This window comes from Pseudoalteromonas sp. T1lg65 (genome assembly GCF_051930985.1).
Lineage (GTDB): Bacteria > Pseudomonadota > Gammaproteobacteria > Enterobacterales > Alteromonadaceae > Pseudoalteromonas.
Window position 1 is genome coordinate 326155 of record NZ_CP196837.1, and the last position, 15229, is coordinate 341383.

The window sequence follows — 15229 nt, forward strand, 5'->3', positions numbered from 1 at the left end:
CAATTAGGTTGATAGCATGTACCCTTTGCCGCGCACAGTCACAATGCGTTTTTGTTCTTTCTCATCACCCAGCTTTTTACGTAAACGGCCAATTAGTACATCCACTGTTCTATCACTCGGACTCCAGTCTGGCTGCCCTATATCTTCAGAAATTCGCTCTCGAGAAGTCGCTTTACCAGCATTAGATATTAGGCAAATTAGCACCTTGTGCTCTGCTTCAGTAAGTCTCGATTCCTCACCTTGTGGATTTATTAAGGTTCGATTGTCTGGATGTAACTTAAAGTCAGCGTATTCGATAAACTCCTCAGACTGGTCATCTTCTTTACTTCCAGCTAAGCGTTTGTATAAAGCTCTCATACGCAATTCAAGCTCAAGCATGTCTACAGGCTTACACACGTAGTCATCAGCGCCTTGAGCCAATCCGGCTATCCTATCAGCTTGAGAGTCCCGACTAGATAATACGATAACGCCAAGATCTGAAAACGCATTTATTTCTTTTGCCAGCTGCAAGCCGTCAATTGCAGGTAACACTACATCGATAATAGCGAGAGAAAATGGTTGTTGGGCGTGTTCGTTGATCATATTAAGTGCTTCTGCACCGGTATTATCAACAAGGATTTCAAATTCAGTCTCATCAAAGTGACTGATTAGCCTTTTGGCGAGGAGTTCATCGTCTTCAACTAGTAAAACTTTTATACTCATGCTGGCACTATTAACTTTGTGGGTTCGTTCATTTTAGCATTGTCAGATCCTAGCTGAGAAGCGGATGACAAGACTTCTTACAAATTACCTCATGAAACTAACCCGCGCAGCATTTATTGGCAAGTTAGTTTGCATGAAAAAGCTGAATAATCTGAATTTTTTGGTTTCTTGTACCGCTAATCGGGTAGCGGTGGAAATCACCGCCTATCGATATAATTATTTGCCGTATAGATGTTCCCACCACTGTGGCTCATCTTTCAGGTGTTTATCAAAGTATGCCAGCATTGTGTTCCACCAATGAAATCGCTTGTCCCTAGCAAAGATTTGGTGATCAGCGCCTTTATATTCAACCAGCTCAACATCCTGACCAAGTAATTTCAATGCAGTATACATATTGTGGCTTTCTCCTGGTGGGACGTTGGTGTCAGCGTCGCCATGGATAAGTAGCAAGGGAGTTTTCACCTTATCTGCATTAAATACAGGGCTGTGCTGAGAGTAAAGGTTAGGGTTATTCCAAGGGAAGCTACCTTTTGAAGCTTCTCCTGAGTATAGATAGCCCCACCAACCTTGTCCCCAATATGAAGTAATATTGGAAATACCTGCATGAGAAATCGAAGCGCTAAACAGATCTGTTTTGGTTGTTAATAGCATGGTCATAAAGCCACCGTAAGAAGCTCCTAGGTTACCAAGGCGCTTTTCATCAACAAATGGGTATGCTTCAACAAATGCCTTGGTACCTTTGATAATGTCATTGGCGGTATGCTCACCCCAAGCATTGACGTGCTCCGCAGAAAACTTTTGACCAAATCCTGTTGCCCCGGTCGGTTGTAATACGTACACAACATAACCTTTTGCTGCCCATAGGTTGAATGGGTAACGGCCTGTAAAGGCGCGAGAAACAGGTGAAGTTCCACCGTAATAATAAACCAATGCAGGATATTGCTTTGCTTTGTCTAAATTATGCGGCAAGTAAACACGACCTTTAATCTCCACACCTTGATCATTGGTGAAGTTAAATTCTTCTAATTTTGCAACTTCGCTATTTTGGTAAGCAATTTCTTTTGAGTCCCAAAGTATTTCAGCTTTTTTATCTGAGATTGACATACGCTTTAGCTGCTGTGGGGTTGATGCGGTTGTGCCAGTAAACAAGACTTCTGCATTTTTCTCTTTTGATACGACAAACTGATCAATCACGTCTAAGCCAGAATTTAGCGTTACCATCTTATTTTTGCTTTGGTCGTAGCTGAACAAATGACGTTTGTCTTCAGCGCCAGCGATAAACACAACATCATCGTTATCAAGTACGGTGAATGTTCCAATTGATGGGGCAAACTCTTTGCTCAGTGCTTTGACGCTTTTACCTTCACTATTCATCCAGAATAATTGTCCATCATAGTTATTAGCTAACATGCCATCAGGAAGGTTTCGACCTATACCATTTGCAAAATCAGGGCCAGCGGTAACATAAAATCCTTTGCTAGCATACTTTACTGAATTTAAGGTTCTATACTTGCCGATAGATCTTGCTTCTCTGGTTTTTAGGTCGATTTCGACTAGCTCGGTTAACATATGCGGAGGTGCGGAGTAGTCAGAAATCGCTTTTGTAACGAGTACTTTGTTTTGCTCGCGATTGAAATCTACTAAGCTATGGCTAACGTTTCCAACGGTAACTGCTTGAAGTAAGCCACTTTCTAGATCAGCTAAGAACACTTGAGATTGTGTTCGTGCGTATGACCAACGATCTTCAAGACCTTGATAATGTTTAGTTAAGTCACCTTCTTTCTTGCCGTCATTGCTCCATTCGAAAATCAGAGTTTGATCATCAAAATATTTTACATTGCTCGCGCCGGCAACGTGATGCACAGACACATTACGAGAGAAGGTTTTTAAATCTAATGTAATCAGTTGTTCATTTTCAAAAAATGCCAGTTGTTTGCTGTCATCTCGCCAAGCGAAAGAGGAAGCACTTAATCCACTGAATCGGTAAAGTATCTCTCCATCTTGATTTTGCAGAGTTGTTTCGGTAATTGCTGAGTTGCCCTGCGCATCGCTATAGTGGCGTTTGGTGGTGATATAGTATTTACCATTGGGTGCTTGTGAGATAGCGCTGATAGTTGGAGCATCAAAAAGCTGCTTTGCTGAAAGCGCTTTGGTATCTTTGTCGGTGAGCGTAATAGTGTCATGGCTACTATTACCTTCGAAATCAAGATCGACCTTGCCCCAGTCGTTGACTTGCTCTGCAACTATGATGATTTGATGATCACCCATTGGCACATCTATTTTGACTTCATTATCATTTCCGATAGCTATTCCGTTGAGGAAAATACTTGCCTTTTCAACACCATTTAATTTTAGCTTTCCTGAAGTGAAGCGGTTGGTGCTAAAGTTGAACTTCAGGGCTTGAAGTCCAGGCATCGTGAGTTGATCTATAGATTCAAGTGAACGCCACTTTATTTCATTGGTAAATACTTTGATTTGTTTGGTGTTTTTTGACAGCGTTGGCAGAAGATTATTAATAATCTTTTCTCTGTGCGCCGTATCATTAGGTTTTACCGTTGTTTCTGCCGAAAATGGCCCAATAAATTGAATTTGAGACTCATCGAGTGAACCGGCCATAGCTTGTGCTGATATGGCCGAAAATAGTATGGTTGCAGCTGTTTTTAGCTTCATTCGTTTGCGCCTATTGTAGGTATTTATTGGGTTTCAATATATCATACCAAAACTAAATACCAGCACTGATGCGATAGATTTAGCTCGGCCTAATGGTTCTGAGCTGAAAGAGGAGAGTTTTTTGCTTTTGTTACTTATCTACATGTTTTTAGCGATCACCGTGTCTTTTATTTGCTCGGTTATGGAGGCGGTACTATTGAGTATTACGCCGAGCTACATCGGGATTTTAAAACAGCAAAATGAAAAATTAGGAACTCGTGTACAGTCTTTAAAAGACAGTATTGATCAACCTTTAGCTGCGATTTTAACTTTAAACACAGTAGCACATACCGCAGGTGCAGCAGGCGTAGGTGCTCAAGCAGCTGTAGTGTTTTCTGATGCTGCAGTGGGAATCGCGTCTGCGGTAATGACATTGTTGGTATTGGTGTTGTCTGAAATTATTCCTAAAACGCTGGGGGCTACTTATTGGCGCGCCTTAACACCTATCGTTAGTAATATCTTAGTTTGGTTGGTGCGTGTGCTGAGACCTTTTGTGTGGCTATCCGACCGATTAACGCGGCTAATCGGAAAAAAGGAAGAAGAAGCGCATTACATCCGGCAAGAGATTGAAGCGATGGCAGAGATAGGTTCGGAAGCCGGAGCATTAGGGCAAGAGGAGTCGGAAACGATCCGCAGCCTATTGCGTTTTCGGCACGCGAAGCTTGAGCATATCATGACTCCAAGAACGGTTTTGTTTAAAGTACATAAGGATATGACCGTGCATGAGTATCTTTCTGAGCATGGTTCAGTTGCTTTTTCGAGAGTCTTAGTTTTTGATAAAAATAACGATGACATCATTGGGTTTGTGCATAAAAATGACATCATGCTGGCCTATCACCGGCTTGGTGAAGACTATAAAATTGGTAAGCTCTCTAAAGCACTTTACACGGTACCTGAAACACTCGCCGCTCCAGAACTATTTAAGGCCCTGCTTGCACAACGCATTCACATCGCACTGGTTGTGGATGAGTATGGCGACATTCAAGGGATCGTAACCTTAGAAGACTTACTTGAATCGTTGATGGGCATGGATATTGTTGACGAACGAGAACAAACCAGCGATATGCAAGCCGCGGCGAAAAGAAAGTGGCGTGAGCGTATCGATAATCATGATAACTTAATCGAGCACAAAGAGGACGAGGCAGTCCAAGAACCAACAGAACAAACTAAGAGTTCGAGTTAATCATTCTTTGCCAAGAATGTAGCCAACGTACTAATTCTGCTAAGGCTTTTGGTTTGCTAATTAAAAAGCCTTGCATGAGCAGACTGTGTTTGTATCGTTCTAAGTACTGCAACTCTTCTATTCGCTCAATGCCTTCTGCGACAATGTCGATGTTTTGGTTCTGTGCGATATCGATCAGCCCGTCAATGATGACCTGAGCAAAGCGATCGGACTCTATGTGCGTGATTAACGACCTATCAATTTTTATTTCAGTAAACGGTAAGGCTTTTAACTGACGTAAATTGGTAAATCCAGTACCGAAGTCATCTAGTGAAATATCAAATCCTCTGATCCTCAGTCGGTTAAGTGTCTCAAGCTGTACTGGTTTATCAATTGGCTGGTTTTCAGTTAGCTCCAAAATAATATCGCTAGGTTTCAAGCGGTTGATTTCCAAAATCAGCGCAAGTTTGTCGGGGCAGCTTAAATCCCCAAGTTGGACAGGAGACAAATTGAATGCAAGTTTCAATGGGTAGTGTAATTCGCTTTTTATGACACTAAATTCATCCGTGGCTTTTTCAAACAATTGGAATGTGATTAGGTTGATCAGATCTAATTCTTCTGCGACGGGAATAAAACGTTCCGGTAATATAATCTTGCCATCTTTTTTCGATACGATCCTGGCTAACACTTCAATACTTTTAACCTTTTTATCACCACGATGAACCTTAGGCTGGTAAAAAGGTGTGATCTCGTTATAACTTATTGCATGCAAGAGTTCATCCTCAGTGATGTACTCCACACGATTTCTGTTATGTAAAGTGTAGGTATCGGTTTTCTTTAGCATGCGTTCAACATCGATAAGTTGAACAGGCTTAGATATGTTGCCAATTAAATGAGCACTAGACTGCTTAGCAAGATTAGAGGCTAAATCGATAACTTTTTCGTCCATTTCAGAAATAATGACGATGCCACCTGAATACTTTAATAATCCAAGTTGACGAATAAACTCCATGCCGTCCATCTCAGGCATGTTTAGATCGGTAAAAACGATATCGTACTGGTGTGGGGTTTGGCGTATTTTCTCAACGGCTTGGGCTGCGCTACGACAAGTTGTCACGCTTTCGATATCCAGCTCACTCATGATTGCTTGCATAACAACCAAGATGGCTTGGGAGTCATCAACAATCATGACCCTACGTTTTGTAAATGACATACACTGTCCCCGAACTATCGGCCAATAACATAAGCTTAGCCTATGTCGTCCAAAATGCTTATGTTTGAGAGAAAAATCTGATAGTAAATTATGTATGTGCTCGCTGCGAAAGCAAATTTATAGCTATTTATTTTTTGACGAGCAACAAACTCGGGAATTTGTAGTTGGGGTGAACTTTGGTCCCAAAAACGATGTTATGATGATAGGAAAAATAATCACTGAGTCAAGGTTATGCAAAAAATAGAGCTTAAACTGTTTGATAAGTTAGTGTCAGTTCTTTTTAATCAGCAGCATATTATTCAAGTCTACATTGGACAGCAATCTGTTCCTGTCACTGAGGAAGGTGGTACTAGTTCGGTTGACATTGATGGGAATCGTTTAAACTTTTATGTTTCAGAATTGCCTCAAGGGCAGCTTGGAATACAGATCAATGATTCTCCAACTCAATGGGTGAATACGCCTATTTCAGAGCCGCAAGAAAGAAAAAGTCTATTAGGTATTGCCGCACTGGCGTTTAAATTGTTTAAAAGCACCAAAGTTATCAAGGCCGTATTGGCTGGGGCTTCGGTTGCTGGATATGCGTGGTTGTTTTCCTGGCAGTTTGCCTTGATGTTAGTCACCTGTCTGGTGGTCCATGAATACGGGCATGTTCGGGCCATGCAATATTTTCGGATCAAAACTAAAGGTATCTATCTTATTCCGTTTGTGGGTGGACTCGCTATGAGTGACGATAAAATCACAACTCGTTGGCAAGATGTGGTGATTTCTCTCATGGGCCCGGCATTTGGCTTAATTACGTCTGTGCTTGGTTTAGTGCTTTATTATGCTACAGAGATGGAGATCTTTGCTGGGGTTGCAGTGATCAGCGCGTTGTTGAACTTATTTAATCTGCTCCCTATTCTGCCGCTTGATGGCGGTCATGTGCTTAAAAGCATTAGCTTTTCTATGCGTTCATGGGTTGGGCTTTTGGCTTGTGTCGCAGGGGTATTATTTGGGCTTTGGCTTAGTTACAGCTTTGGGCTGATGCTGTTAGTATTTTTCTTAGCAGTTGGTAGCTTGGAAATTTTATTTGAATGGCGAGCTCGACACTTGAGCCACTTAGTACCACTTGATAGATATGGTCAAATCGTTAGTTCGGTATTTTATTTATTGGTGGTGGGGGGACATATCGCGGTTATGATGCATTTTGCAGATTCAGAAAGTCCGATTTTGAGTTTACCGATGAAAATACTATCAAGCTAATAAAACCATGGGAATGACAGAAAAGAGGCCGGCGCCTCTTTTCCTAAAAAGGTATTAGTAGCAGAGTACCGATCACCACGCCTGTTACAAAGAGCTGTATTAGGCAAAACCCCATAATATCTTTTGCTTTTAATCCAGCAATAGCGAGTACTGGCAGTGCCCAAAATGGTTGGATGAGATTGGTCCAAGCATCACCCCAAGCCACAGCCATCGCAACTTTTGCAATATCAGCTTCTAGCGCTTGCGCCGCTGGAATAATGATAGGTGCTTGAACGGCCCATTGGCCACCACCAGATGGAACAAATATATTGACTAAACCCGCACTCAAAAAGCTCCACAGCGGCAATGTTGCTTGCGTGCTAATTGCCGTGAAGCCCGCTGAAATTTGTTGGGCAAGCCCAGTATCTACCATTATTGCCATAATACCGGCGTAAAAAGGAAACTGGATAACAATCCCCGCGCCACCATGAATAGCTTGATGCAGACTATCGAGAATATTTCTGGCGGTTTTATGCAGTAGCAATGACAAAAATAAGAATAAGGCAATGACACTATTTAGCGTTAATGTTCCTTGGTTCTGGAAAAAGTATAGCGCCAAGTAAGTAAGGCCAACACTGCCCATGATGACACCCAACAATGGGTTGTTTTCTAGTTTTGTGGCAGGCGTTTGCTGGCTTTCATTTGTTTTTGCTGGGGTTGTTAATAGCCGCTTGTCGATCAGCACCTGCTGCTCACTTTTTGGTAGCATCATTCTGTTTAACAGAGGCAAGGTCACTAAAATAGTACAGAGAATCACGAGATTAAATGGCGCGAAAATTGTTTCTGCGGTTGAAATTAGTCCTATACTCGATTCGCTGAAGTGTCCAGGTGTTGCGACAGTCAGTGGAATGGAGCCTGCAAGACCTGCGTGCCAGACAATAAACCCAGAATAAGCACTGGCGACCAGTACGCGATAATCCACCTGAACTTGCCTTGCAACGGCTTTGGCAAATAATGCTCCGACTACTAGACCAAAACCCCAATTTATCCAACTGGCGAGCATGGCGATGCAAGTGGTTAAAATAATGGCCTGAGATGAGCTTTTTGGCAAGCTTGCTAAACGCTCGAGTTGTTTGGCAACAAAGGCAGTACTCGCCAGCATATAGCCGCAGATCAATACCATCAGCATCTGCATTGCAAAGGTGAGTAGTTTCCAAAAGCCACTGCCCCAAGCTTCAACTACCATAAAAGGTGTCGCGGGTGTAAAGACTGCAGCTAGCAACATGACAAAAAAAGTAAGTAGTAGCACTATCACAAAGGGATCTGGCAAGTAACGTTCAACTAACTTAGTCAAAGGTGCTGTGACATGGTGCAGCATAATAGTTCCTTTTATTGTTGTTATTAAAAGTAATATAACGAAAATTTAGACTAAAAGTTAGCAAATTAGACTAAAATTTGATTTTGATGCGCTTATGGTTTTTTATAAATGCCATTTAAATCAATTGGTTAAGTTTGGCACGAAATCTGACTGTATAAAGCAAAGCATAATTAATATAAGACGAAGTGAGGTTCATATGGCAGGACAAGGTTCTGGCGGTAACGTAATTGCAGCAATATGTAATGTATTTTTTCCTGGCCTTGGCCAGCTGGTACAAGGCCGTATTTTAGCTGCTCTGATTTTCGCGATAGTAGTATTTGGAGGTTACGCCTTGTGGTTTTTGGTGGTACCTGCAGTTGTGGGGGCGATTTTCCATTTGTGGGCGATCATAGATGCGGCAAAGTTTTCACGGTCTGATTATTAGAGTAGTAAGTGAAGCCAAATACTGAGGCTGAACATACTCATCAAAGTTGAAAGCACGACTGTAGCAGCCAACACCGCTTGTTGGCTGTTTAACTGTCTAGCGACTAAGTAAGCATTAACTCCAAGCGGTGAAGCACTCATCAATGTAATCACTTGTGTTTCTCGCTCCGGCACTAGCAATAATGTTGCTGTTAAGTAGACGAAGCAGGGAAGGATAATGAGTTTAATAGCACTCAGTAATGAGGCCTGTCGCCAATGACCTTTAACTGGGTAGCTAACTAAGCTTGCGCCGAGCACAAACAAGGCGCCCGGAATTGCAGGCTGTGCGAGCCATGAAAGGGAGCGTGTGAGTATTTCTGGTAGCGTAACATCCATAATGTTGAACAGCAGACCTAAACTGATACTGACGACTATCGGATTAAGAAATAACGGTTTTAGCGTCGAGTAAAAATTTACCTTGGTGCTTGCTAGCATGAAGGTTAGTAAAAATAGCATCGCACTGTGCAAGGTGATAATCATAAACACCATTGTCGCGGCATGCTCTCCCAATGTTACTAAAATTACCGGTAACCCAACTAACACCGTATTGGAGTATGTACCCGCTAATGCGTTAGTTGCAGCCGCTTTCATTGACGTGTTGAATAGATACTTGCTAATCAGAGTGATAACCAAGAAACAGCCCGCGACGGGAAGGTAAAAACTCAGTAGTATTCGACCAGCCGCCATTTGCGATAGATCAGCTTTATACATGCTGGTAAATAGCATAAGGGGAATACACAGCGTGAAGATAAACGTACGGATACCATCAAGCTGTGAAACAGGAATAAAGCGGGACTTTGCACTGATAAAACCACAAGTGACGATAAAAATGAGAGGAAGCAGCGTTTCGATTGCAAGCATGGACGATTATCGTTTATTTAAAAGCGCATTGTAACTTAAGCTGAGCTGACTCGCATAATGCCTAAGCTTGAATGATAAATATTGATATAATATTTGCAGCAGTTTCCTGTTTGGTAAAAAGATGTATGGAATTTCAGTTTATTCGTGACCCCCTCTATGGTTTTAGAGCCAGATTTAACGATGAACACGCACTTATTGGGCGTTGGCTGACCGATGAACTCGCGCCAGAGCAAATCTCTGAGCTTATTGAGCAGATATTGTCATTGACTCCACTAGATAAGGAGTTGTGCATGTTGGGTAAAGAGGTACGCGCAACGTTTAATCACGCAGAGGCGTTATTTGAGGCGCATGTTTTGTTTCAACAAAGTAGTGAGCTAGAGCAATATCAGGAAGATGCGTTGGAGTTGGAAGAACAAGGGCTGGTTGCATGTTGTGGGCGTGAAGACTTTATAAGCATGCTTAATGAATGGGCGCAGTTTATTCAAATAAAGCGGTAGTCAATACCGCCTTATTACCACAAAGTAACGCTTTACGCGCTCTTCGGCGGTGCGCCATATAGCTGCTCGGCACGATTGAACAACACCCAAGACGTAAGAATATACTTATCGTTAGAAAGCGGCATATTGCCTCTGTGTGTATGAGTGAAGTAACCTGGCGCGATGACCATGGTACCTTTTGTTGGCGCGATTTTACGTTGCTGGTAATAAAACTCGGTTTCACCACCTTCCTCGACATCATTGAGATAAAACATAAATAACAACACTCGGTGTAAGGCTTCGTTGTGATCGTGCTGTGGATAAACTTCACTGTGCCAATAAGGGTAGCCACCTTTATTCACCTGATAGCGTTGTGCTTGAATTGGACCTAATCTAAATAATTGTTGGGCCAACACTGGTAATTGTGGCTTACCCACTTCTGCAAAGTTATCTGCGGTTAAATCAACAGGTTCACCCGTTTTGGGGTGATACACTTTTAAGCCAAACGCACCAATAATCATAAACATATGTTCTTCAAGGTACTCAAATAGGTGCTTGGCAGTAATTTGTTGAATATGTTTTAGTTGTTCTGCATATTCTGGATATGAGTGTAGGTATAGGTCATGACTCACTTTTTTATTTAAGTCGATGCCGCCTGATGTAGTTCCCGGTTTTAGATGTGGGCTTTGCTCAAATGTTTTAATAAACTGATCACAAAAATCCGCTTCGAGTGCGCTGTCATAAACGCGGATAAAATCACTCATATTATTACCTAGTTGTTATTGGAGTTATTATGTTATCTGAAACGCTCATGCCGCGTTTTGCCGAAACCGATGTGCTTGGTCATATCAACAATACCGTACTCCCGGTTTGGTTTGAAGCTGCTCGTACACCAATTTTTAAAGTTTTCACTCCTAACCTTGATCCCAAGCAATGGAAACTCATAGTGGCGAAAGTCGAAGTGACTTTCAAGGGAGAGTTATTCTATGGACAAGAAGTCGAAGTCAAAACAGCAATTGAGCGTATAGGTAATAGCTCTTTTGTGATTTTGCAGCAAGCTTGGCAGCATGGCGAGTGTTGTGCAGAGGGTAAGACCGTGATGGTGCGTTATGATTTTGCGGCTAAGCAAGCTCAGCCGCTGAGTGAGGAAGAGCGCATAGCGCTCAGTGCTTTTATGGTTGAGGCGATTTAAACTGATGGCCAATGGCTGCTGAAATACAAGGCTTCACGGTGTAAGTGTAACCATATTCAGCAGTCTCATCGGGAACAATTTCAAGTATTTCAAAATCATTTAACTCGACCACGTTACTGCCTTCACTGTGTTCGCAACGAGAATACTCATCAGATTCAAGCTCAAAAATAAAGTAAGCTAGAAACTTATTAAGTCCTTTACCATAAGAAAACCCTTCATTTTCTATCTCTTTTTTAGGCTCGTCTTCTGTGTCTGCAAGTTTTGTTTCCGTTTCTGGAGTACTTTCAAATTCAATGGTTAACTTGTCTTTGATAAACGGTAGGTCTTCGAAAGCATGGAAAAAGTCTTCATTTCCTTTTGGTCGCAGCTGTATTGCAGCAGCAAGAATAATAACCATTAGAGCGAAGCACATAATTAATCGGATCACCGCTGTTGTGGCTGGGAAACGATAGTGACTTTGGTGCCAAAAAGGCTTGAGCCGTAACGGTTTTAAAAGAAATAAGACCATCACGTAAAAAGTCATAAAGACCTGCATAAAAAGCAGCATTAAGATACTGGTAATAAACAGCCAATTAGGCAGTGAGAGTAATACGCTCATGTTATGAGTGTAAGGGAAGTGCTCAGTACTGACACCCGTTATATCATTAATTCTACCGTCGGCTTGGACCAGCACTAAGTTAGCGATAAAGGCATAAAATAGCAGAATAAGCGCTTTGCCAGGCACACTCTCCCAAAATGCCATAATGCGAGGCCAAAACTCGTAGCACAATGCTATTACGGTGGTAATAAGAATGAGAGCCGCAAGGAAAAAGGAGTCCTCAGTCTGAGTCGCTGAATAGATAAGTAGAATAAAGCTAATTAAATAATAACGTTGGGCAAGTGTTAGACTGAGCCAAAACTGGGAAATGGAAAAGCGTACTTTGTTGATAAAGGCCCTGAAGTTTTTGGGCCCTTGTAGTAATTGATGCATAACAAAATTATTTGTAATTATTATGCATCAATCATAGAGCGTTTTCCTAACTATGACAACAATGGTTTCAAGTACTTACCAGTGTGAGAATCAGCAAAGTTAGCCACTTCTTCGGGTGTACCAGAGGTAAGAATTTGACCGCCGCCAGCGCCACCTTCTGGACCAAGGTCAATAATCCAGTCTGCGGTTTTAATCACATCTAAATTATGCTCGATAACTAAAACGGTATTTCCATGGTCACGCAGACGATGAAGTACCGCTAATAGTTGCTGAATATCATGGAAATGTAGGCCCGTTGTTGGTTCATCCAATATATATAATGTTTTTCCAGTATCGCGTTTTGATAACTCTCTCGCTAATTTGACGCGTTGTGCTTCACCGCCAGAAAGTGTTGTTGCAGCTTGCCCCAACCGAATATAAGAAAGACCAACATCCATTAAGGTTTGTAGCTTGCGATTAATGGCAGGTATTTTGTCAAAAAACTCGCGAGCGTCTTCAACCGTCATTTCTAACACTTGATGAATATTCTTGCCTTTATAAAGCACTTCCAATGTTTCTCGATTGTAACGTTTTCCTGTACACACATCGCAAGGCACGTAGACGTCAGGTAAAAAGTGCATTTCTACTTTGATAACGCCATCACCTTGACATGCTTCACATCGTCCACCCTTAACATTAAAACTGAAGCGACCGACTTTGTATCCACGTGAACGGGATTCTTGAGTTCCTGCAAATAGCTCGCGAATGGCAGTAAATATTCCTGTATAAGTTGCGGGATTAGAGCGTGGTGTTCTGCCGATAGGGCTTTGGTCAATATCAATGACTTTGTCGAAATGATCTAGGCCTTGGACTGTTTCAAATGGAGCCGGCTCTTGGGTCGTGGCACCATTAAGCTCCTGATGAGCAAGTTTAAATAAGGTGTCGTTAATCAGAGTCGACTTACCAGAACCAGAGACTCCGGTCACACAAGTCATTAACCCGACTGGCACTTTCAGATCGACGTTTTTCAAGTTGTTACCGCTGGCGCCATTGAGCTCGAGCCATTTGTCACTGGGCAGATGTCGCTGAGCTGGTACCTCGATACACTTTGTGCCACTGAGATACTGTCCAGTCAAAGAATCTGGATTTGCCATGATATCTTCGCGGTTTCCTTCTGCAACAACATGTCCGCCATGCACGCCAGCACCAGGACCAATATCAATAATGTGATCCGCCGCTCGGATAGCGTCTTCGTCATGCTCAACGACGATTACGGTATTGCCCAGATCACGTAAGTGCGTCAGTGTTTTGAGAAGTCTGTCGTTATCGCGTTGATGGAGGCCAATAGAAGGCTCATCGAGTACATACATAACACCGACTAAACCGGCACCAATTTGACTTGCTAGCCTGATCCGTTGCGCTTCACCACCCGATAAAGTATCTGCACTTCGTTCCAATGAAAGATAATTTAACCCAACATTGATCAAAAACGACAAGCGGTCGCGAATCTCTTTTAATATTTTGTCGGCAATTTGCGCCTTTTGTCCTGTCAACTCAAGGCTAGTAAAGAACTGATTAGCTTCGCCGATACTCATGGTCGTGACGGTTGGGAGATCGGTACTACCGATAAATACATGACGGGCTTCTTCTCGTAATCGCGAACCATGGCAGCTTGGACAAGCTTGGCTAGTCTGGTACTTGGCCAGCTCTTCACGAACCGAACTAGACTCGGTTTCACGGTAACGGCGGTTCATATTATTTAATACGCCTTCGAACACGTGATTTCGAGTAATGAGATCACCTCTATCATTACGATAGTTGAAAGCGATTTGCGTGGTGCCTGAGCCTTCCAAGACTATTTTTTGCGCTTTCTCAGACAACGATTGAAATGGTGTCTCTAGGTCGAACCCATAATGCTCGGCAACGGAATTGAGCATCTGAAAATAATAGAAACTACGTTTATCCCATCCTTTTATTGCGCCACCTGACAAGCTCAGCTCAGGGTTCTGCACCACGCGTTTGGGATCAAAATATTGTCTCACACCCAAACCATCACAACTCTGACAAGCCCCTGCTGGGTTGTTGAACGAAAACAGTCTCGGCTCCAATTCACTCATGGCATAACCGCAAGTTGGGCAGGCAAAGTTAGCTGAGAAAATAAGTTCTGGACTGGTGGCATCATCCATATTGGCAACTTGCGCTAGCCCATCAGCAAGATCTAGGGCTGTTTCAAAGGATTCAGCCAGGCGCTGCTCAAGGCCGGCTTTGACTTTAAAACGATCAACAACAACTTCAATGGTGTGCTTTTTGTGTAGTTCTAAGGTCGGTGGGTCAGAAAGGTCGCAAACTTCACCGTCAATTCTTGCCCGAATAAAACCCTGGCTAGCCAGTTCTTCCAATAGTTTGACATGCTCACCTTTACGATTTTTGACGACCGGTGCCAGCAGCATAAGTTTACTTCCCTCTGGCTGTGCCAGTACGGTATCTACCATTTGGCTGATTGTTTGTGCTGCTAATGGCAAATCATGGGTTGGGCAACGAGGTTCACCGACTCTGGCGAACAACAAACGAAGATAATCGTATATTTCGGTGATGGTACCCACGGTCGAACGAGGATTATGCGATGTGGACTTTTGCTCAATAGAAATGGCAGGGGATAAGCCTTCAATATGGTCTACGTCGGGTTTTTCCATTAATGATAAGAACTGCCTTGCGTAAGCGGACAAGGATTCTACATATCTACGTTGACCTTCTGCGTATAAGGTATCAAATGCAAGAGAAGATTTTCCCGAACCGGATAACCCAGTGATCACAATGAGTTTATCTCTTGGAATAGTGAGAGAGATATTTTTTAAATTATGGGTGCGGGCACCCCTGACTTCTATTTTATCCATATTGCCCTAT

Annotated in this window: 13 protein-coding genes; 5 read left to right on the plus strand and 8 right to left on the minus strand. The window is 42.6% G+C overall.

Translation table 11 applies throughout. The features are described from left to right. Positions 1–3 precede the first annotated feature (3 nt). Entirely contained in the window at positions 4–702 is a 699-nt protein-coding gene (locus ACSLBF_RS01490; protein WP_440054859.1) for a response regulator transcription factor, read from the minus strand. A gap of 216 nt (positions 703–918) precedes the next feature. Then, a complete protein-coding gene (locus tag ACSLBF_RS01495) occupies positions 919–3372 on the minus strand; it encodes an alpha/beta hydrolase family protein (RefSeq protein ID WP_440054860.1) in 2454 nt (817 codons plus the stop codon). A gap of 121 nt (positions 3373–3493) precedes the next feature. Here ACSLBF_RS01495 and ACSLBF_RS01500 point away from each other — a divergent pair, with 121 nt between their 5' ends. Next, positions 3494–4594 (plus strand): CNNM domain-containing protein, encoded by a 1101-nt coding sequence (locus ACSLBF_RS01500; protein WP_440054861.1) that lies wholly within the window; start codon positions 3494–3496, stop codon positions 4592–4594. Here the strand turns inward: ACSLBF_RS01500 and ACSLBF_RS01505 are convergent. Further along, on the minus strand, positions 4578–5786 hold the full coding sequence (locus tag ACSLBF_RS01505) for an EAL domain-containing response regulator (RefSeq protein WP_440054862.1): 1209 nt from the start codon (positions 5784–5786) through the stop codon (positions 4578–4580). The two genes, ACSLBF_RS01500 and ACSLBF_RS01505, sit on opposite strands and share 17 nt — an antisense overlap. Before the next feature lie 231 nt (positions 5787–6017). Between ACSLBF_RS01505 and ACSLBF_RS01510 the strand changes: the two genes are divergently transcribed. After that, entirely contained in the window at positions 6018–7028 is a 1011-nt protein-coding gene (locus ACSLBF_RS01510; RefSeq protein ID WP_440054863.1) for a site-2 protease family protein, read from the plus strand. Between the two features lie 43 nt (positions 7029–7071). On the opposite strand, the gene ACSLBF_RS01515 is transcribed toward ACSLBF_RS01510, so the two are convergent. Further along, positions 7072–8385, minus strand: coding sequence for a short-chain fatty acid transporter (locus ACSLBF_RS01515; protein WP_440054864.1), 1314 nt, complete (start codon positions 8383–8385; stop codon positions 7072–7074). Positions 8386–8581: 196 nt separating this feature from the next. On the opposite strand from ACSLBF_RS01515, the gene ACSLBF_RS01520 reads away from it, so the two are divergent. After that, positions 8582–8809, plus strand: coding sequence for a hypothetical protein (locus ACSLBF_RS01520; RefSeq protein WP_440054865.1), 228 nt, complete (start codon positions 8582–8584; stop codon positions 8807–8809). Here the strand turns inward: ACSLBF_RS01520 and ACSLBF_RS01525 are convergent. Continuing rightward, on the minus strand, positions 8806–9708 hold the full coding sequence (locus ACSLBF_RS01525; protein WP_440054866.1) for an AEC family transporter: 903 nt from the start codon (positions 9706–9708) through the stop codon (positions 8806–8808). The genes ACSLBF_RS01520 and ACSLBF_RS01525 overlap by 4 nt on opposite strands. A gap of 125 nt (positions 9709–9833) precedes the next feature. Between ACSLBF_RS01525 and ACSLBF_RS01530 the strand changes: the two genes are divergently transcribed. Further along, the gene (locus ACSLBF_RS01530; protein WP_440054867.1) at positions 9834–10205 is read left to right on the plus strand and encodes a YacL family protein; all 372 of its coding nucleotides are present in this window, start codon (positions 9834–9836) and stop codon (positions 10203–10205) included. A 32-nt stretch (positions 10206–10237) separates the two neighbouring features. On the opposite strand, the gene ACSLBF_RS01535 is transcribed toward ACSLBF_RS01530, so the two are convergent. Beyond that, positions 10238–10948, minus strand: coding sequence for a 2OG-Fe(II) oxygenase (locus tag ACSLBF_RS01535; RefSeq protein ID WP_440054868.1), 711 nt, complete (start codon positions 10946–10948; stop codon positions 10238–10240). Positions 10949–10977: 29 nt separating this feature from the next. On the opposite strand from ACSLBF_RS01535, the gene ACSLBF_RS01540 reads away from it, so the two are divergent. Further along, on the plus strand, positions 10978–11376 hold the full coding sequence (locus ACSLBF_RS01540; protein WP_440054869.1) for an acyl-CoA thioesterase: 399 nt from the start codon (positions 10978–10980) through the stop codon (positions 11374–11376). Here ACSLBF_RS01540 and ACSLBF_RS01545 read toward each other — a convergent pair. Then, positions 11357–12118 (minus strand): hypothetical protein, encoded by a 762-nt coding sequence (locus ACSLBF_RS01545; protein ID WP_440054870.1) that lies wholly within the window; start codon positions 12116–12118, stop codon positions 11357–11359. The genes ACSLBF_RS01540 and ACSLBF_RS01545 overlap by 20 nt on opposite strands. 278 nt (positions 12119–12396) lie before the next feature. Next, complete coding sequence (gene uvrA, locus ACSLBF_RS01550; RefSeq protein WP_440054871.1) at positions 12397–15219, minus strand: excinuclease ABC subunit UvrA; 2823 nt, start codon at positions 15217–15219, stop codon at positions 12397–12399. Positions 15220–15229: the final 10 nt, after the last annotated feature.